This is a genomic window from Devosia sp. MC521, from assembly GCF_014127105.1.
Taxonomy (GTDB): domain Bacteria; phylum Pseudomonadota; class Alphaproteobacteria; order Rhizobiales; family Devosiaceae; genus Devosia.
In genome coordinates this window covers 151,508-169,682 of sequence record NZ_CP059902.1, presented here as the reverse complement: position 1 = coordinate 169,682, position 18,175 = coordinate 151,508, and the positions used below count along the sequence as shown (strand labels likewise).

At 58.4% G+C, this 18,175-nt stretch carries 14 protein-coding genes; 6 read left to right on the top strand and 8 right to left on the bottom strand.

Annotation, left to right across the window (positions count from 1 at the left end; genetic code table 11):
- Positions 1–30 precede the first annotated feature (30 nt).
- The 7 genes from ahcY to H4N61_RS00825 all read right to left on the bottom strand — a co-directional run bounded on the left by ahcY (position 31) and on the right by H4N61_RS00825 (position 10,014).
- Complete coding sequence (gene ahcY / locus H4N61_RS00855) at positions 31–1,434, bottom strand: adenosylhomocysteinase (RefSeq protein WP_169196953.1); 1,404 nt, start codon at positions 1,432–1,434, stop codon at positions 31–33.
- Between the two features lie 105 nt (positions 1,435–1,539).
- On the bottom strand, positions 1,540–4,182 hold the full coding sequence (locus H4N61_RS00850) for an EAL domain-containing protein (RefSeq protein WP_182394727.1): 2,643 nt from the start codon (positions 4,180–4,182) through the stop codon (positions 1,540–1,542).
- Positions 4,183–4,295: 113 nt separating this feature from the next.
- On the bottom strand, positions 4,296–5,207 hold the full coding sequence (prpB, locus tag H4N61_RS00845) for a methylisocitrate lyase (protein WP_182394726.1): 912 nt from the start codon (positions 5,205–5,207) through the stop codon (positions 4,296–4,298).
- A gap of 3 nt (positions 5,208–5,210) precedes the next feature.
- Positions 5,211–6,359, bottom strand: coding sequence for a 2-methylcitrate synthase (prpC, locus tag H4N61_RS00840; RefSeq protein ID WP_182394725.1), 1,149 nt, complete (start codon positions 6,357–6,359; stop codon positions 5,211–5,213).
- Positions 6,360–6,370: 11 nt separating this feature from the next.
- Positions 6,371–7,870: an MmgE/PrpD family protein gene (locus tag H4N61_RS00835; RefSeq protein WP_182394724.1), complete on the bottom strand. Its 1,500-nt coding sequence runs from the start codon at positions 7,868–7,870 to the stop codon at positions 6,371–6,373.
- A gap of 110 nt (positions 7,871–7,980) precedes the next feature.
- Positions 7,981–8,535, bottom strand: coding sequence for a gamma carbonic anhydrase family protein (locus H4N61_RS00830; protein ID WP_169196957.1), 555 nt, complete (start codon positions 8,533–8,535; stop codon positions 7,981–7,983).
- A gap of 69 nt (positions 8,536–8,604) precedes the next feature.
- Positions 8,605–10,014, bottom strand: a complete 1,410-nt coding sequence (locus H4N61_RS00825; protein ID WP_182394723.1) for a protein adenylyltransferase SelO — start codon at positions 10,012–10,014, stop codon at positions 8,605–8,607.
- 100 nt (positions 10,015–10,114) lie between these two features.
- Here H4N61_RS00825 and H4N61_RS00820 point away from each other — a divergent pair, with 100 nt between their 5' ends.
- The 3 genes from H4N61_RS00820 (at position 10,115) to H4N61_RS00810 (ending at position 12,757) form a co-directional block, all read left to right on the top strand.
- On the top strand, positions 10,115–10,798 hold the full coding sequence (locus H4N61_RS00820; RefSeq protein ID WP_169196959.1) for an HAD family phosphatase: 684 nt from the start codon (positions 10,115–10,117) through the stop codon (positions 10,796–10,798).
- A gap of 298 nt (positions 10,799–11,096) precedes the next feature.
- Positions 11,097–11,987 carry a cell wall hydrolase gene (locus H4N61_RS00815; protein WP_182394722.1) on the top strand — a complete coding sequence of 297 codons (891 nt, stop codon included), beginning with the start codon at positions 11,097–11,099 and terminating at the stop codon, positions 11,985–11,987.
- 353 nt (positions 11,988–12,340) lie between these two features.
- A complete protein-coding gene (locus H4N61_RS00810) occupies positions 12,341–12,757 on the top strand; it encodes an IS1 family transposase (RefSeq protein ID WP_182394339.1) in 417 nt (138 codons plus the stop codon).
- A gap of 499 nt (positions 12,758–13,256) precedes the next feature.
- Here the strand turns inward: H4N61_RS00810 and pckA are convergent, their stop codons facing one another.
- Positions 13,257–14,849, bottom strand: a complete 1,593-nt coding sequence (gene pckA / locus H4N61_RS00800; protein WP_182394721.1) for a phosphoenolpyruvate carboxykinase (ATP) — start codon at positions 14,847–14,849, stop codon at positions 13,257–13,259.
- 243 nt (positions 14,850–15,092) lie between these two features.
- Here pckA and H4N61_RS00795 point away from each other — a divergent pair, with 243 nt between their 5' ends.
- The 3 genes from H4N61_RS00795 (at position 15,093) to H4N61_RS00785 (ending at position 18,066) form a co-directional block, all read left to right on the top strand.
- Positions 15,093–15,809, top strand: coding sequence for a response regulator transcription factor (locus tag H4N61_RS00795; RefSeq protein ID WP_169196834.1), 717 nt, complete (start codon positions 15,093–15,095; stop codon positions 15,807–15,809).
- A 97-nt stretch (positions 15,810–15,906) separates the two neighbouring features.
- The gene (locus tag H4N61_RS00790; RefSeq protein ID WP_169196835.1) at positions 15,907–17,598 is read left to right on the top strand and encodes a sensor histidine kinase; all 1,692 of its coding nucleotides are present in this window, start codon (positions 15,907–15,909) and stop codon (positions 17,596–17,598) included.
- 9 nt (positions 17,599–17,607) lie between these two features.
- The gene (locus H4N61_RS00785; protein WP_169196836.1) at positions 17,608–18,066 is read left to right on the top strand and encodes an HPr kinase/phosphatase C-terminal domain-containing protein; all 459 of its coding nucleotides are present in this window, start codon (positions 17,608–17,610) and stop codon (positions 18,064–18,066) included.
- Positions 18,067–18,175 lie beyond the last annotated feature (109 nt).

The window sequence follows — 18,175 nt, the reverse complement described above, 5'->3', positions numbered from 1 at the left end:
CTTTCTCATATCTGGTGGCAGAACCGACAATTAGTAGCGGTATTCGCCGGACTTGAATGGGCCGTCGACATCGACGCCGATGTAGTCAGCCTGGGTTTTGTTGAGCTTGGTGAGCTTTGCGCCGAGCTTGGCCAAGTGCAATTCAGCGACCTTCTCGTCGAGGTGCTTTGGCAGCACGTGAACGGCCTTGGCCATGGTTTCGCCCTTGGTCCAGAGTTCGACCTGAGCCAGGGTCTGGTTGGCAAAGGATGCCGACATCACAAAGCTTGGGTGACCGGTGGCGTTGCCAAGGTTTACCAAGCGCCCTTCGGAGAGAAGGATCAGGCGGCTGCCATCTGGCTTCTCGATCAGATCGACCTGTGGCTTAACATTGGTCCACTTGAAGTTGCGCAGACCGAGCACGTCGATTTCGTTGTCGAAGTGGCCGATGTTGCAGACAATGGCCATGTCCTTGAGCTTGCGCATGTCATCGACCATCAAGACGTCACGATTGCCAGTGGCGGTGACGACGATGTCGGCGCGGTGCGCAGCGTCTTCGAGGGTGACGACTTCAAAGCCTTCCATAGCCGCCTGCAGCGCGCAGATCGGATCGACTTCGGTGACGAGCACGCGGGCGCCAGCGCCACGCAGGGATTCAGCCGAACCCTTGCCCACATCGCCATAGCCGCAAACGATGGCGACCTTGCCTGCGAGCATCACGTCGGTGCCGCGACGGATCGCGTCAACGAGCGATTCACGAGTGCCGTACTTGTTGTCGAACTTGGACTTGGTAACCGAGTCATTGACGTTGATCGCTGGGAACGGCAGTTCGCCCTTAGCGGCCAGCTGATTGAGACGCAGAACGCCTGTGGTGGTTTCTTCCGAAACGCCACGGATGGCATCGCGGATCTTGGAGAAGAAGCCCGGGGACTTGGCGAGGCGCTTGCGGATGGTGGCGAAGAAGATTTCTTCTTCTTCCGAACCTGGCTTGTCGAGAACAGAAATGTCCTTTTCAGCCTTGGCGCCAACGAGCACGTACATGGTCGCGTCGCCACCGTCGTCGAGGATCATATTTGGGGTTTCGCCATTGCCCCAATCCATCATGCGGTCGGTGAATTCCCAGTATTCTTCGAGGGTTTCGCCCTTGTGCGCGAACACAGGAATGCCAGCAGCGGCGATGGCGGCAGCAGCATGATCCTGGGTCGAGAAGATATTGCACGACACCCAACGTACGTCTGCGCCGAGAGCAACGAGGGTCTCGATCAGCACACCGGTCTGAATGGTCATGTGCAGCGAGCCCGCAATGCGCGCGCCCTTGAGCGGCTGAGCAGCAGCATATTCAGAGCGAATGGCCATCAGGCCCGGCATTTCGATCTCGGCAATGCTGAGCTCCTTGCGGCCGAAATCTGCAAGAGAGATGTCCTTGACCGAATATTCAGTCGCTGGGTTTGTCATGGGTCGGCTCCACAGGAGAAAGGTTTTGTCATTCCTATACGGAATGGAAAGGCACGGATCAATCGGGATATAAAGATTTGTTTATATCCCGACATAGGCCGGGCGTTATCCAGTGTGGCGCAGCGCTGGTGTGCGCAGGAAGCTCTCCAGCATTTCGCGCGACATTGGGCGGCCTAGGGCATAGCCCTGAAGAATATCGCAACCGAGGTCTCGCAAGACCGCAGCGTGTTCCATGGTCTCAACGCCTTCAGCGACGATATCGATGTCCATGGATTTGCCGATGTCGACGATGGAGTCAACAAGGCGGCGCTGGCTCAGGCTGTCGACGATGGGGGCGACCAATTGTCGGTCGATTTTGAGGCGGCGCGGACGCAGCTTTTGCAAGGAGACGATGGAGGCGTATCCGGTGCCGAAGTCATCGCTTTCAATATCGATACCGAGCTGCTTGATGCGCTCGATATTGAACGAGACGACGCTGTCGCTTTCATCGAGATAGATGGATTCCACCAGCTCGAAGGCAATGCGCCCCGGCTCGATGTCCAGCGCCTTGAGGCTATCGCCCAAGGTCTCATCATTGAGGCGACGCAAAGAGACGTTCACCGAAGCATGGGGCACGTGTAGCCCGATAGCGTCCCAGCGCTTGAGATCTGCCAGCACCTGACGCAGCACCAGAGAATCCAGCGCGCTGACAACATTGAGTTCATCGGCGATGCGCATAAAACGATCCGGCGTTAACAGGCCTTCGGTGGGGTGATGCCACCGCACCAGAGCTTCAACACCAGTGACGGCCAAAGTACGGGCATCGAACTGCGGCTGATAGAAGGCGATAAACTCGTGGTTTTCGAGGCCGCTCAGGATCTCGTCGGCGATGCGCTTGGAACTGATGACCTCGCTCTGTAGCTCCTGGGTGAAGAACTCATAGCGATTGCGCCCGCGCGCCTTAGCCCGATAGAGGGCGATGTCGGCATTGATCAGCAGCTGTTTCACATCGGTATTTGCTGAGCGGCTGACGGCAAGCCCGACGCTCACACCAAAGCGGCATTCGTGCCCTTCATGCAGCACCGGCTTGCGCATTTCGTGCACGATCTTGTCAGCCATGGCGGTGAGGCGATCATCGCTCGCGCCAGCGCTGGAGACGATGACAAATTCGTCCCCGCCAATGCGGGCAACAAAATCGGTATCGTGGCAGTTGAAGCGCAGCACTTCGGCGGCGTGGACCAGCATGGCATCGCCGGCGGCATGGCCAAGGGTGTCGTTGATCTGCTTGAAGCGATCGAGATCGATATGGAGGAGCGCAATCGAGCCGGCGCCATAATAGCCGTCCTGCTGATGTTGCTTGAGCATGTCATCGAGATAACGACGGTTCGGCAGGCCGGTGAGACTATCGTGGAGCGCGTTGTGTTCGATGGAAATACGCGCCGCTTCGAGATCCTTATTGCGCGCCTCGGTGAGACTCTTGGCGTTGAGCAGCGCCTGATGCATTTCGACGTCGGCGGTGATGTCAAAATTCACCCCGATAATCGCGTCGGACCGGCCTTCTTCGCGGAAGAAGGCGCCAACCGAGCGAACGTAGCGAATGTCGCCATCCGGCCGGATCACGCGGTAGGTGGACTCTGATCGCCCCTCGGAGACCATGTCCTTAAAATCACTGCTGGCGCGCTCGCGGTCTTCTGGGTGAACCGCCGCGAGCCAATCCTCATTACGTCGCGGCTTGCCATCATGGGGCGTGCCATAGAGGTAATTGGTGCGGGCATCCCAGGTCTCGAGCCCGGTTTCGAGATCAATCTCCCAGACGCCAACCTTTGACACATCCAAGGCCAAGTGGAAGCGACGCGTCAGGGCGTCAAGCTCTTGGGCGTGGTCGGCGATTTCGCGAATATGGTTTTGGCGCTGTTGCACCATGCGACCGGTGAGGAGAATGGGCAGCAAAATCAGCGCGCCAGCAAGGCCCAGCATGAAGCGCAAGGCCCATGTGGCAGCAAGGTTTGGAACCCAGCCATTTTTGGGAACGACGGCAAAGCGCCACTGGCCGTCGGTGAGGTTTACATCGGCATAGACCGGATTGCGCGGGGAGAGGTCCTGGCCAAAGATGCGCTGCCCGCTCGGCTGCTCGCGCGTGTAGAGCGTGAGGGAGAGGTCGAAGTCGCGGTTTTCGATAATACCGCTCGCCATGAGCAGCCTTGGACCATCAACGACCGCCGAGACAATGCCCCACAGACGCGCCGTATTGGGATCAAAAATGGGGTAACGAGCGACGAAACCAACGCCGCCTTGCACCAAAGCCAGGGGGCCGACAAAATGGGACTCACCGCTGGTGAGCATGCGCTGAACCGCAGGCCATTGCTCGGGCGAGGTGCGGTAATCAAAGCCGATGGAGTCTTCATTGCCCGTGCGCGGATAGGCCCAGCGCACCACCATGTCAGGGGCTAAGGTAACCGCGCGGATTTGGCTATTGCCGTCGAGCGTCGCCGCTGCCAATTGCCGAAAGCGGCTTTCGTCCAGCTCAACATCGGCTGCAATGGCGGAGGCCATGCCTTTGAGCAGTTGGAGATTGCTCTGAATATTGCTTTCCAGCTTGGTGCGAATGACCGAGAGCTTTGAAATATATTCCGCGCGCATACGCGTTTCGGCAATCTGTTGATTTTGCTGTTCAATAAGAAACGCAAAGACAGCAAGAAGTGCCAGAGCAATAAGGATCGGCACCACAACAATGCGATGCCAACCAATCAGCTTCCGGGAATATTTCATTCCGGTTTTGCTTGAGATTTCCCCACCCCGCTTAAAGCGACGTGGGGAATTAGGTCATCATCAGATTAATAGATTCAAAGGATTTTTGACTTAACTCGGGACCACATCTGGTCTTAGAGCGCTGTCGGGACGATGGTTTTAACAATTGAGGCGTCGAGCGCTTCATAATCATGCAGGCCAATGACGTCGTAGAGTTCTTGACGCGTCTGCATTTCGGACAGCATCGCCTTGGTGCCGCCATCGCGTTTGATGGTGGCGTAGAGCTTTTCCTGCGCCTTGTTGGCGACGCGCAAAGACGACACCGGCCAGATGACCATGGAATAGCCCAGAGCCTCAAATTCAGATGCAGTCTGATAGGGCGTACGGCCAAATTCGGTCATGTTGGCCAGAAGCTTAACGCCCGGCATCGCCTTGGCGAAGTCGCGGAACATGTCGATGGTGGTGAGCGCTTCGGGGAAAATCGCATCGGCCCCGGCTTCGACGTAAAGCTTGGCGCGGGCGATGGCACCATCAAGGCCTTCGCTGCCCGCGGCGTCGGTGCGGGCGATGATGACCATATCGCGGCGCGCCTTGGCAGCAGCGGCGACCTTGGCCGCCATGTCATGGGCATCGGCAAGTTTTTTATCGTTGAGGTGGCCGCATTTTTTCGGCAGCAGCTGGTCTTCGAGGTGGACTGCCCCTGCCCCAGCTTCTTCAAAAGAGCGGACCATGTGCATGACGTTGAGCGCTTCGCCATAGCCCGTGTCGCCGTCGACCAAGAGCGGCAGGCCGGAGGCCCGAGCAATCTGGCGAATGAAGAAGGAGACTTCATCGACGGTGATGATGCCGAGATCGGGAATACCCATCGACGCGGTCATGGCCGCGCCCGAAAGATAGAGCCCTTCAAAGCCCGCGTTACGGGCCTGAATGGCGGCTTGGCCATTGTGTGCGCCGGGAAGCTGCAGGATCTGCGGACGATCCAGGAGGGCGCGGAAGCGAGACCCCGCGCTTTCGCGCGGGAGTTCAGCACTGATGAGATAAGGCATGGTTCAAGCCTCCTTGCGATCTTTGAGCGGCACGAACTTGAGATCTTCGGGGCCGATGTAGTTGGCCGAAGGGCGAATGATCTTGCCGTCCTGACGCTGCTCGATGACGTGAGCGGACCAGCCGGAGGTGCGCGCGATGACAAAGAGCGGGGTGAACATGGCCGTTGGGACGCCCATGAGATTGTAAGAAACGGCCGAGAACCAATCGAGGTTCGGGAACATTTTCTTGGCGTCCATCATCACCGTTTCAATACGCTCGGCGATGTCGAACTGGCGTTTCGCCCCAGCTTGCTCGGCGAGTGCTTTGGAGACGCGCTTGATGACGACATTGCGCGGATCGGAGACGGTGTAGACCGGGTGACCAAAGCCGATGATGACTTCCTTATTCTCAACGCGCTTGCGGATATCGGCTTCGGCTTCATCGGCCGAGGCGTAGCGCTCTTGAATTTGGAAGGCGACTTCGTTGGCCCCGCCATGTTTTGGACCGCGCAGCGCGCCGATTGCCCCAGCGATGGAGGAATACATGTCTGAGCCCGTGCCCGCGATGACGCGGGCGGTGAAGGTCGAGGCATTGAACTCATGCTCGGCGTAGAGAATGAGCGAGACATGCATGGCTTTTACCCACTCTTGGCTTGGAGTTTTTCCATGCAAGAGGTGTAAAAAATGGCCACCAATGCTGTCGTCGTCGGTTTCGACCTCAATGCGGCGACCATTATTGGCGTAGTGATACCAATAGAGAAGGATCGAGCCGAGGTTGGCCATCAGGCGATCGGCAATGGTGCGAGCGTCGGCCGTGTTGTGATCGCTCGGCTCTGGCAGAGTGCAGCCCATGACCGATACGCCGGTGCGCATGACATCCATGGGATGGGCACCCGCTGGCAGGGCTTCGAGCGATTGGCGGACGGCCAGAGGCAGTCCACGCATGGCCTTCAAACGCGTTTTATAGGCGGCGAGCTGAGAGACCGTTGGCAGAGTGCCGTGGACCAGAAGGTGCGCCACCTCCTCGAACTCGCAGGTTTCTGCGAGGTCGAGAATGTCATAGCCGCGATAATGAAGATCGTTGCCTGTGCGCCCAACGGTGCACAGGGCGGTGTTGCCAGCGGCAACACCTGAGAGAGCAACGGATTTCTTCGGTTTGAACGTCGTTTCCATGACGTCCTCCCTCAGAAAATGCCGGCAGGAGCTTCAGGACCGAGCTGGTCCGTCGTCACCACAAAGTTGAGCTGGCGCACTTCTGCGGCGGTAAGGCTCGGCAGACGCTCGACAAGAGCGAGGAAGCGATCCTGCTCCTCTTTCGAGACGATGCCTTCGCAGAGAGTGCGGAACTTTTCGATGTAGTTCGGGCGGCTAAAGGGACGTGCGCCATTGGGGTGCGCATCCGCGACGCCAAGCTCATCAACGAGCGTTGTGCCATCTTCCATGGTGATGATGACCTGACCACCATAGGCCATGTCTTCGCCCTTGGCGTGATAACGCTTGGTCCAGATCGGGTCTTCTTCGGTGGTGATCTTGTGCCAGAGAGCGACGGTTTCCGGACGGTTGGCGCGTTCGGGAGCGTAGCTCTTGACGTGGTGCCAACCGCGATCTTCGAGCGCCACCGCAAAGATATACATGATGGAGTGGTCGAGCGTTTCGCGGCTCGCCTTCGGGTCCATCTTCTGCGGATCGTTCGCACCCGTGCCGATGACATAGTGGGTGTGATGGCTGGTCTTGATCAGGATCGATTTGATCTTGGAGAAGTCGGCAATCTTGGCGCCCATGCGCTTGGCCAGATCGATAAGCGCCTGGCTCTGATATTCAGCCGAATATTCCTTGGTGTAGGTATCCATGATGGCGCGCTTGGCTTCGCCCTTTTCCGGCAGCGGCACGTAGTAACGCGCAGATGGGCCGGAGAGGAGGTAGGCGATAAAGCCGTCTTCCCCTTCATAGGCTGGAGAAGGTGCGCCTTCGCCGCGCATGACACGGTCCACCGCCTCAATGGCCATTTTGCCTGCAAAGGCAGGGGCGTAAGCCTTCCACGTGGAAATCTCGCCCTTACGCGACTGGCGCGTGGTGGTGGTGGTGTGGAGCGCCTGCTGGATCGCCTGATAGGTGATTTCCGTCGAGAGCCCCAGAAGCGCACCAATGCCACCAGCAGCCGAAGGGCCAAGGTGAGCGATATGGTCGATCTTGTGTTCGTGCAGGCAGATGCCCTTTACGAGATCGACCTGAATTTCATAGCCCGCCGCAATGCCGCGCAGCAGAGCCTGTCCATCGAGACCCTTCGCCTGCGCCACCGCGAGAATGGGCGGGATATTATCGCCGGGGTGGGAATAGTCAGCGGCGAGGAAGGTGTCGTGGAAGTCGAGTTCGCGCACGGCCACGCCATTGGCGTAAGCGGCCCATTCGGGCGAGACTTTGACATTTTCGGGCAGACCAAAAACCTGCGCGCCGCGCGGGGATTGGTGACCCAAGGCCTGAGCCCGGGCCGAACGAATGGGACCGCGCGCAATCGAGGCGGCGGCCACAGAAGCGTTGTCGATGATACGATTGCCGATCATCTCAATGACATCGGCGTCGAGGGCGACCGGGTCGGTGGCAACACTGGCGAGCTTCCACGCCAATTGGTCCTCGCGAGGAAGATGCTCAGCCGATTTATAGGTGCGTACTTCGTGGGTCTTCATGCTGGCTCCTCTTCCGGCAATAAAACTATTTGCTTGAGCATAGACCTCTCCAAGGTCAGGTCCCAAGCGGCGAACTGATGCGTTTGCGGCAAGCCCCCTTGCCCTTTACGTCAAGCGGGCTCGAAGTTTGGTTCGTCGGGTGAAATTGGGCGGCACCCTTGGGCGTAGCGCCGTGCATTTTGCACATAGCGCTCGGCCGATGCGGCGAGCGCGGCGACGCCTTCGGCATCGATGTCGCGAACGACTTTGCCCGGCGCGCCCAAAACCATGGAATTGTCAGGGATAATCTTACCCTCGGTGATGAGGGCATTGGCGCCGATGAGACAGTTTTTGCCAATGACCGCACCATTGAGCACGGTTGCGCCCATGCCAATGAGTGAATTGTCGCCAATGGTGCAGCCATGAACAATGGCAGCGTGGCCAATGGTGACATTCTCGCCGATCACCAGCGGATGACCGGTATCGGTATGCAGAACGCTATTCTCTTGAATATTGGTGCGCCGACCAATGGTGATGCGCTCAATGTCGCCGCGGGCGGCAACGCCGAACCAAATGCCGACATCGGCCCCGACAACAATATCGCCCACCAGAACAGCAGTTGGCGCGATCCAGGCGACCTCAGGGTCGATTTTGGGCGCGACGCCATCAAGTGCATAAATCGGCATTGTTGTAGTCCTCCCTGACCACATTATGCAGGTCCGGGAAGACGCAACAAGGGCTTGTACGTCGCAGATCTAAACGATGACGTTGTAGGCGGCGCGCATCTGGGCAATGTCTTGCAGCGTTTGATGAAAGAGTGACCAGTCATCGCTCTGCGCAATGGGGGCCCAGATGGCTTCCACCTCATCGATGAGCATGGTGCGCGGCTTTTTCTGGGCAAAATAGGCGTGACCGAGGTTCACATCATCCGATGGCCCATAGCGCTCCAAAAGATCGGCGAACGGGCGGAAGGCCTCGCTGGCGTAAAGATCTGCACTGGGGCTGGCCGCGGCGCGATCAAAGCTCAAGACGCCACCGCGCCAATCAAAGAAGAATTGCTCATATGGTGCTTTGCTGGCCGTGAGGAAGGCGAACATGGCGGCAACGAAGGCAGTGCCGTCGTCCACGTCACGCGGTTTTAGGCCGAGGCGGCGGAGCACCTGACGGCCCAGTTGGTCGCGGAACTGCGGCCAGATGGTGTTGAGCGCGGGCTCTAGCTTTTCGATCGACGACAGCGGGACGAGGCATTCGGCGAGACGGGTCAAATTCCAGGCGAGCGTGTCGGGCTGGCGACCAAAGGCATAAAGCCCAGTTTCGTCGAAATAGGCAGCGGTGAAGGTGGGGTCATAGGTTGGAATGAACCGCCACGGGCCGTAGTCAAAGCTTTCGCCGGTGATGTTGATATTGTCGGTATTGAGAACGCCATGGACAAAGCCGGCGGCGGTCCATTGCGCACCAAGGCGCGCGACTTCGGCGACGACGCGTTCGAGCAATGCCGCCGCGCGATCTTCAGCCTCGGCGAGGTCTGGATAATAGTGGGCGATGGTGTGATCCACCAAACGCTGGAGATTTTCCTTATCGTCGAAATAGGCAAAGCGCTGGAAGGTGCCGAGGCGAATATGGCTGTGGCTGAGGCGTGTCAGCACTGCCGAGCGCGTCGGGGACGGCTCATCGCCGCGATGCAATTGCTCGCCCGTCTCGACCAGCGAGAAACTTTTTGACGTATAGACGCCCAGGGCTTCGAGCATCTCGGTAGCGAGCACTTCGCGCACTCCCCCCTTGAGCGTCAGGCGACCATCGCCGCCGCGCGACCATGGGGTTTTGCCCGAGCCTTTGGTGCCGAAATCGAGAAGGCGCCCATCAACCGGATCGATGCATTGGGCAAACAAAAACCCCCGCCCGTCGCCGAGATCGGTGTTGTATGACCGGAACTGATGGCCGTGATAGCGCAGCGCCAAGGGTTCGGGAAACGATCCTTCAAACGGCTCAAACCGACCAAAATGATCTAACCATTTGGAATCACTGAGTGCGTCCAAGCCAATGCGTTCGGCCCACCGCTGATCGCGGTGGCGCAGAATGGTTTTTGGAAAATCGGCAGGAGCGACGCGATCAAAGAAGGCATTGCCAAGGGCCTGGTGCGTTTGCACGGGTCTAAACTGGGTCATGCTCTACCAATGCTCGCACGAGGGGTTGAGTTCGACACGCAGGTCGGGCTTGCACAGCTGTCGCTTCCGTATCGGCAAATTTCAGCATATAGCGCAATCTATGATGCCTGATCTCGATAGTATTCGCCTGACGCCCTTTCAAGCCGCCATCTTCGACATGGACGGCACCCTGCTCGACACCGAGATGTTCTTTAAGACCATCGTCTATGAAGTGGCCGATGAGCTTGGCTATGTCATGACCCATGATATCCATCGCGGCATGGTTGGATCGAGCAACGAGCACACCAAGCTGTGGTTGCAGCACTCGTATGGGAAGGAATTCTCTTACGAGACCTTCAACAACCGATGCCTTGAGATGATCGATGTCATGGGCGCGGATGGGGTGCCGGTGAAGGCCGGTGCAATCGAGTTTCTCCGTGAGATTCGCGAGCGCGGCATTCCAACAGCGGTCGCGACCTCCTCATCGCGCAAGCATGCGCACCACCATTTGGCGAGCTCGGGGCTGATTGATCTGTTTGATACCATCGTCACCCGCGACGATGTCATGAACCCCAAGCCCGACCCAGAACCCTATCTGCTTGCAGCCAAGCGCCTTGGTGTCGATCCGACGCTGTGCCTGGCGCTCGAAGACAGCAATGTTGGCGTCCGCGCGGCCCACGCAGCCGGTATGCAGACGATTATGGTGCCGGACATGGTCGGCCCCGATGAACATATCCACAGGCTGGGTGTGTCTGTGATGGAAAGCCTAAACCACGTTCATCGTGCGGCATTCCACGGCGAATAAGGGGAATCCGGGCGTCGCCCGGATTAACCATTTTCGGTAATAGATAAATCTTTATCGAATAGCGTAAGCCCTCATTCAGCATCCCTAAAACTCAGCGAAATCAAAGGTTTCCATAAGGCCTTCGGGCCTTTAACTATAGCTTAAGTTGCTAATTGCTATGGTTAAGCAGCCGTAAATTTCGACTTCCATCGGGCGCCATCCTTGGCTAGTGTAAGGACAACGACCGATGGCCGCTTAGGCGGACACGGAGAAGGCTCACCGGCAACGACCGGCTGGGCTCAGGGATAAGGACGGGGCTTTGAAGAAAAGCTGGCAGCAAAATTCGACCCGAGCGTTTTCAGCCGCTCTCGCCGTTGGCGCCTTTGCGCTCACTTTGCTCGTTACCTTTTCGCCGGCCCGCGCCGAGACCGCAGTTACCCTTCCGCACGCCATTCCTGAAGCATTGACCGAGCTGCGCCAGCAACCCGCTCTGGGCGCGACGCTGAACATCCGTCCGGGTGAACAGCCGCTGACCGAAGCGCTCGTTGCCAATTATGCCAAGCGCCAGCAAGAGCTGCGCTCCGTTTCGGTAACACTGGCTGGCCCACAGGCTGAGCTGACCGATGACGTGCTGATGGGCTATATTTCGCGCGGCTCTGTCGGCGAGCCCCACACCGCGCTTTCGGCCATCGCGAGCTTTACCGCTCCGGTGCCAGTGTCCAAGAACACCGTTTCGAGCGACATCCTCGCGTCCTATCTCGAAAATGGCTATCAGCCGACCGAGAAGCGTCTGGCGACTGCCAATGCGGAACGCGAATGCCTCGCACAGGCGATTTACCACGAAGCCCGTGGCGAAACCGCAAGCGGCCAGCAGGCTGTGGCCAATGTGATCGTCAACCGCGCGCGTTCGGGCAAGTTCCCGGGTTCGCTGTGCGGCGTGATCTATCAGAACGCCAACAAGGGTCTTTATCGTTGCCAGTTCACCTTCGCTTGCGATGGTCGTGACGATACCCCAACCGAACGCCGCGCATGGGCGAACTCGCAGGATCTTGCCCAGACCATCTATAAGAAATTTGCCATCGGCAAAGAGATCGGCGCGGTTCCGGGCAAGACACTCTACTACCACACCACTGCCGTGCGCCCATCTTGGGCAAACACCTTCCATCAGGTGGCAGCGGTGGATAGCCATATTTTCTACGCGCCAAACTGAGGCGAGTTAGAATTGGGATTTGAAAGAGGCGCCTTGAGCGCCTTTTTTGTTGGGGGTTTGTGGGGCTGTTCGGCAAAACGCGCGTGCTGGTGCCTAGCCATCACCCCACCTCCCTCCCCCTCAAGGGAAGGGAGGTAGAGCGGTGTTGTGGAGGGATGGTGGCTCAGGGGAGAGAGCGCTCGGGCTCGGGTGCAGTGCGGGCGAAGGCGTGGAGCTTTGGGCGGCGCGATTTCATCCAAAGTCAGCGTTCAATCCCCCCCCTCAATCCCTCCCCCTCAAGGGGGACTGTTTACAACTTGCTCATTTGGGATTCTAGTTTGACTGCTTGGGGGTGATTTGCCGGAGGGTTTGAGATGGATTGTCCAGATTGTTCTAGCACTGCCACGGTCAAGCGCGGCCTCAAGGCGGGTTACCAGCGATTTAGCTGTAAGCAGTGTGGTCGGTACTTTACTGATCGCGCCCCTAAATTCAGCGCTGAGACAAAAGCGCAGGCCGTTCAGATGTATCTCAACGGCACCGGCATTAGGGCCATTGGGCGCGTCCTTTCGGCCTCCCCAGCCGCGGTCCTTAAATGGATCCGCAAGGAGCACGACATCTTGCAAGAGCGGATTGCGGCTCAGCGCGGTACGCCAGCGAGCGGGCCCGATATTATTGAGATGGACGAGATCTATACCTACGTCCAAAAAAACAGCAGCGAGCGGTTATCTGGACCGTTTATAGCCGAAGACAGCGCCGCGTTGTTGCCCACCACATCGGTGACAAAGGCGTAGAAAGTGCGATCACGGCCTATCGCTTGGCCCTTCAGGCTGTGGGTGAGATCGGGGCCATCTTTACCGATGCCAACTCTTGTTACGCACTCGCTTTCAAGCGCAATGGCGTGACCGTGCCACATCTGGAAACAAAGGCGCAAACCCACCTGATTGAGTCCTCCAATTCCTCAATCAGGGACAATCTTGCGCGGTTCAATCGGCGGACAAAGCGCGTCTCCAAAACAGTGCAGATGCTCGAGATTACGCTCAATCTGTTCTTCAACAGACACCTCATAAGGAGTCCCAAATGAACAGTCCCCCCTCAAGGGGAGGGAGGTAGAGCGGTGTTGTGGAGGGATTTGGTCGGTGGAAGTAAAAAGGCCCCCTCACCCGGCCTGCGGTCGACCTCTCCCCCTAAGGGAGAGGTAAAGAGGGTGTCGGTTTTTGGGCATGCGTCAAAACCCAGACAATAAAAAAGGGCGCACGGGGCGCCCTTTTTATATTCTGTGACTGGTGACGCTTATTCAGCTGCCATGGCCATCTGGGGGCCAGCGCCGACATCGGCTTCGGCACCGAACTTTTCAAAGTTCTTCTGGAACAAGGCCACAAGCTTGGTGGCCTGCGTGTCGTAAGCGTCGGTGTCGGCCCAGGTCTGGCGTGGGTCGAGCAGCTTGGAGTCGATGCCCTCGAGAGCGGTTGGCACCGCGAAGCCGAACATTGGGTCGAGACGGAACTCAACATCATCGAGCGAGCCGTCAAGCGCTGCAGTGAGCAGACAACGGGTCGAGGCAATGTCGATACGCTTGCCAGTGCCGTAGCCGCCGCCGGTCCAGCCGGTGTTCAGCAGCCACGCTTGAGCGCCGCTCGAACGCAGACGGTCCGCCAGCATTTCGCCGTAAACGGTTGGGTGCAGTGGCATGAACGGCGCGCCGAAGCAGGCTGAGAAGGTTGCCTGTGGTTCGGTGACGCCACGCTCGGTGCCAGCGACCTTAGCGGTGTAGCCAGACAGGAAGTGGTAGACAGCCTGCTCGGGGGTCAGCTTGGCGAGCGGCGGCAGAACACCAAAGGCGTCGGCGGTGAGGAACACGACGGTCTTTGGCGTGCCACCAACACTGCCCTTGGCCAGTGATGGCAGGACATGGATTGGATAGGCCGCACGAGTGTTTTCGGTCAGCGAGATATCGTCGAATTCAGGAACGTGCTGATCATCGAGAATGACGTTTTCCAGCACGGTGCCGAATTCGCGCGTTGCCGCGTAAATTTCAGGCTCTGCCGTGGCCGAGAGCTTTACGGTCTTGGCGTAGCAGCCGCCTTCAAGATTGAAGACGCCGCGATCGGACCAACCGTGCTCGTCGTCGCCAATGAGCGGACGGTTCGGGTCGTTCGACAGCGTGGTCTTGCCGGTGCCGGAGAGACCAAAGAACAGCGCTGCTTCGCCTTCAGGGCCAAGATTTGCCGAGCAGTGCATCGGCAGAACATTGTGGCGAGGCGCGTGGAAGTTGAACAGCGAGAAGACGCTCTTCTTGATTTCGCCAGCGTAGAGCGTGCCCGCGATGACCACGAGATTGCGGCTCATATCGAGGGCAATGACAGTATCGGTGCGCGAACCGTGGCGGGCCGGATCGGCCTTGAAGTTCGGCGCATGAACGATGGTGACAGCCATTGCGGCGTCGCCATCGGCAATACCTTCACCCTTACGGATGAGCAGATTGCGAATGAACAGGGCATGCCAAGCGCTCGGGGTGAGCACGGTGACGGCATATTGGTGTTCAGAATCGGCGCCAGCGAGCAGGTCCTGACGGAACATGTCCTGACCGGCCAGATGGGCTTTCACATCGCCCAAGAGCACATCAAAATGCTCTGGCGATAGCGCGCCTGAGTTATCCCACCAAACGCTGTCGGCAGTGAGCGCGTCGCGAACGATAAACTTGTCCTTTGGGGAACGGCCGGTAAAGGCGCCCGTTTCCACCGACAGCGCGCCATGCGCGGTCAAGCGGCCATAACCGTTGGCGAGAGATGCTGCGACCAACTGGGGCGCAATAGCATTGTCGCTGACAGAAGCGGCAGAAGTAACAAGTTCATCTCTCAGGGCGACGTGATCGAAGCCAGACATTGTTCGTCTCCTTTCCGACACTCCGATGAGTGCCGTCTGGAGCGGAAAATACGGCTTTCTGACCGGCACAAACCATCGGGCAATGGGTCGTACGACGGAAGTCGGAGAGTGGAAGTTTTCGGGAGAACACTGGTATTAGACGGTCATGCGCCTTATTTAATGCGTAATTGTCGCTTGCAACGGCAGTTGTAGATAAAGTTCGGGTTTACGGACTCGCTTGCACCACGAGAAGAAAGGCAGCTCATGCCCAAGATCGCCTTGGTAGACGACGACCGCAATATTCTGACCTCGGTGTCTTTGACGCTTGAGGCTGAAGGCTACACCGTGGCGACCTACACTGATGGCGTGTCCGGGCTTGAAGGCCTGACCACGGACAAGCCTGATCTAGCGATTCTCGATATTAAAATGCCCCGTATGGATGGCATGGAACTGCTGCGCCGCCTGCGCCAGAAATCGGATGTGCCGGTGATCTTCCTCACCTCCAAGGATGAGGAAATCGACGAGTTGTTTGGCCTCAAGATGGGTGCGGATGACTTCATCACCAAGCCCTTCAGCCAGCGTCTCTTGGTAGAACGAGTGAAAGCCATTCTGCGCCGTTCGGCCCCGCGCGAGCCCGGCGCACCTGGCGTTGCCGGTGGCGAACCTACACCAAGCAAGGCACTGATTGAGCGCGGCTCGCTGGTGATGGACGAAGAACGCCACACCTGCACCTGGAAGGGCCAGCGCGTGACGCTGACCGTGACCGAATTCCTCATTTTGCAAGCGCTGGCGCTGCGTCCCGGCGTGGTGAAGTCGCGTAATGCGTTGATGGATGCTGCCTACGATGATCAGGTCTATGTCGACGACCGCACCATCGACAGCCACATCAAACGTCTGCGCAAGAAGTTCAAAGCTACTGACGATGATTTCGAGATGATCGAAACGCTCTATGGCGTCGGCTATCGCTTCAAGGAGCAATAAGACCTCTGTGTCGAGCGAGGGGCCCCTTTCAGAACCGAACGTCGCAAACCCTGACCATGTTGAGAGCTCTAAGCGCTCATCGAACAAGGGTTGGCGCATGATCTTTGTGCCGCTGATCAAGCTGATCAGCGGTATTCAGCGTTTTCTCGATCTCACGATCTTCTCGAGCCTGACACGCCGCATTGTCGTGCTGAACATGGCGGGGCTGCTGGTGCTGGTGGTGGGGATTTTGTATCTCAACCAATGGCGCGCCGGGCTGATCGACGCGCGCGTGCAATCGCTGCGCGTGCAGGGGGAAATCATCTCTGCCGCCATCGCCTCATCGGCGACGGTGGATAGCGACATCATTCAGATCAATCCTGACCGTCTGCTCGACAGTCAGGCGGGCAATGTCTCCCCCCTCTCCTATTATGACCCTTCGCTGGAATTCCCGATTGATCCGCAACGGATCGCACCGGTGCTGCGCAATCTGATCATGCCGACGCGCACGCGCGCGCGCATCTATGATCAGCAGGGCCTGCTCATTCTCGACAGCGACAATATCTATACCAAGGGCGAAGTCCTGCGCCCCTCGATCAGCACCGAGAGCCACGAGGAGTTCTTCCTCCTCAGCTGGTGGAATGCGCTGCTCAACTGGTCGCCGGGCGACAATTACCCGACTTACCAAGAATATGGTGCAGATGAAGGGCAGCGCTATCCCGAGGTCGCCTCGGCGCTGCTCGGCGCGCCGGCCGATTTCGTACGTGTAGACGCTCACAATCAACTCGTCGTTTCGGTGGCAGTGCCAGTGCAGCGCATGCGCGCCTATGTGGGCGCTATTCTGCTCTCGACCGCGCCGGGCGATATCGACTCTGTGGTGGCGCAGGAGCGGTGGAGCCTCTTGCGGATCGCAGGGATTGCGGCGGGCGTTCAAATCGTCCTTTCGTTATTGCTCGCCGGGACCATTGCAGGACCAATGCGTCGCCTCGCGGCCGCTGCAGAACGCGTGCAAACTGCTGGTGACGCGCGCGCGGAAATCCCCGATTTCAGCGAACGTCCGGACGAGATCGGGCACTTGTCCTATGCGCTGCGCCGGATGACGGACGCACTCTACAACCGTATTGAGGCGATTGAGCGCTTTGCAGCGGACGTGGCGCATGAGCTTAAAAACCCGCTCACCTCGCTTCGTTCGGCGGTTGAGACCTTGCCGCTGGCCAAGCGCGAGGAAGACAAGCAGCGCCTTAACGAGATTATTCAACACGACATTCGGCGTCTTGATCGTCTCATTACCGATATTTCGAGTGCCAGCCGCCTCGACGCTGAACTGGCGCGCGAAAGCGTGGAACTGGTCGACGTCGAGCAATTGGCGACAGCCATGGTGGCTATACAGCGGGACATGGCGGCGGGACGCGATGTTAATGTTGTGCTGGGCAAGCGCACCGGGCGCGGCACCACCACGATCAGCGGCCATGAAAGCCGCCTAGCGCAGGTCTTCGCCAATCTCATCGATAATGCGGTGTCGTTCTCGCCTAAGGACGGCACAGTGACCGTCGCGGTGAGCACCGATGCGGACGAGATCACCATTACGGTGAGCGATGAGGGACCGGGGATCACCGGCGACGTCACTCGGATTTTCCAGCGGTTCTATACCGACAGACCGGAAACCGAGAGCTTTGGCAATCACTCGGGCCTCGGGCTTTCGATATCGAAACAAATTGTCGACGCCCATAAGGGGACGATTAAGGCCCATAACCGGACCGATCGTTCCGGGGCTGTGTTCACCATTGTGTTACCGCGCGCCAAAAAGTAGATTGGGGGCATGACGACAGCACTCAATATCCACGGCACCGGTTTGATTCTCGATGGCGCAGGCGTCCTGCTGCGCGGTCCATCTGGTGCTGGCAAATCGGTACTCGCGCTCGCTCTGCTCGAACGCTTCGACGGTCGTGGGCTTGAGGCGCGTCTGGTTGCTGACGATCGGATTGATATCAGCGACGACGGCAACGGCCTTATCATGCTGGCACCCAAAAGCTTGGCAGGCCTTATTGAATTGCGCGGGCGGGGCATTGTTCAGCGCCCCCATGCGGAACGGGCGCGACTCACTGTGATTATCGACCTTGTGCCGGAATTGATCCGCATGGTGGAGGAAGATGAGCTGGTGACGGAGCTTGCGGGCTATCAATTCCCGCGCGCGCCAGTGCCGACGGCCAATCAGATTAGTCTTGGCCACCAAGAGCTTCTGGTGCTCGAAGCGCTTCGCGCAAGCGCTAAGGTGTAACAAGCCTCATAATATTTCCCTTGCAACTAGGGTGTGCGAGGGCAAGACTGCGGGCTCTTATTCGACCGATCTTGGATCGGTTCGGCCAAGGGGCAGAAGCGATGTCTCG

Bases quoted from the DNA above. Each gene is read 5' to 3' on its own strand.
- H4N61_RS00785 (WP_169196836.1), top strand. From the start codon at position 17,608: ATGACGACAGCACTCAATATCCACGGCACCGGTTTGATTCTCGATGGC.
- pckA (WP_182394721.1), bottom strand. From the start codon at position 14,849: ATGTCTGGCTTCGATCACGTCGCCCTGAGAGATGAACTTGTTACTTCT.
- prpC (WP_182394725.1), bottom strand. From the start codon at position 6,359: ATGGAAACGACGTTCAAACCGAAGAAATCCGTTGCTCTCTCAGGTGTT.
- ahcY (WP_169196953.1), bottom strand. From the start codon at position 1,434: ATGACAAACCCAGCGACTGAATATTCGGTCAAGGACATCTCTCTTGCA.
- H4N61_RS00825 (WP_182394723.1), bottom strand. From the start codon at position 10,014: ATGACCCAGTTTAGACCCGTGCAAACGCACCAGGCCCTTGGCAATGCC.
- H4N61_RS00835 (WP_182394724.1), bottom strand. From the start codon at position 7,870: ATGAAGACCCACGAAGTACGCACCTATAAATCGGCTGAGCATCTTCCT.
- H4N61_RS00830 (WP_169196957.1), bottom strand. From the start codon at position 8,535: ATGCCGATTTATGCACTTGATGGCGTCGCGCCCAAAATCGACCCTGAG.
- H4N61_RS00795 (WP_169196834.1), top strand. From the start codon at position 15,093: ATGCCCAAGATCGCCTTGGTAGACGACGACCGCAATATTCTGACCTCG.
- H4N61_RS00810 (WP_182394339.1), top strand. From the start codon at position 12,341: ATGGATTGTCCAGATTGTTCTAGCACTGCCACGGTCAAGCGCGGCCTC.
- prpB (WP_182394726.1), bottom strand. From the start codon at position 5,207: ATGCCTTATCTCATCAGTGCTGAACTCCCGCGCGAAAGCGCGGGGTCT.
- H4N61_RS00790 (WP_169196835.1), top strand. From the start codon at position 15,907: ATGATCTTTGTGCCGCTGATCAAGCTGATCAGCGGTATTCAGCGTTTT.
- H4N61_RS00850 (WP_182394727.1), bottom strand. From the start codon at position 4,182: ATGAAATATTCCCGGAAGCTGATTGGTTGGCATCGCATTGTTGTGGTG.
- H4N61_RS00820 (WP_169196959.1), top strand. From the start codon at position 10,115: ATGATGCCTGATCTCGATAGTATTCGCCTGACGCCCTTTCAAGCCGCC.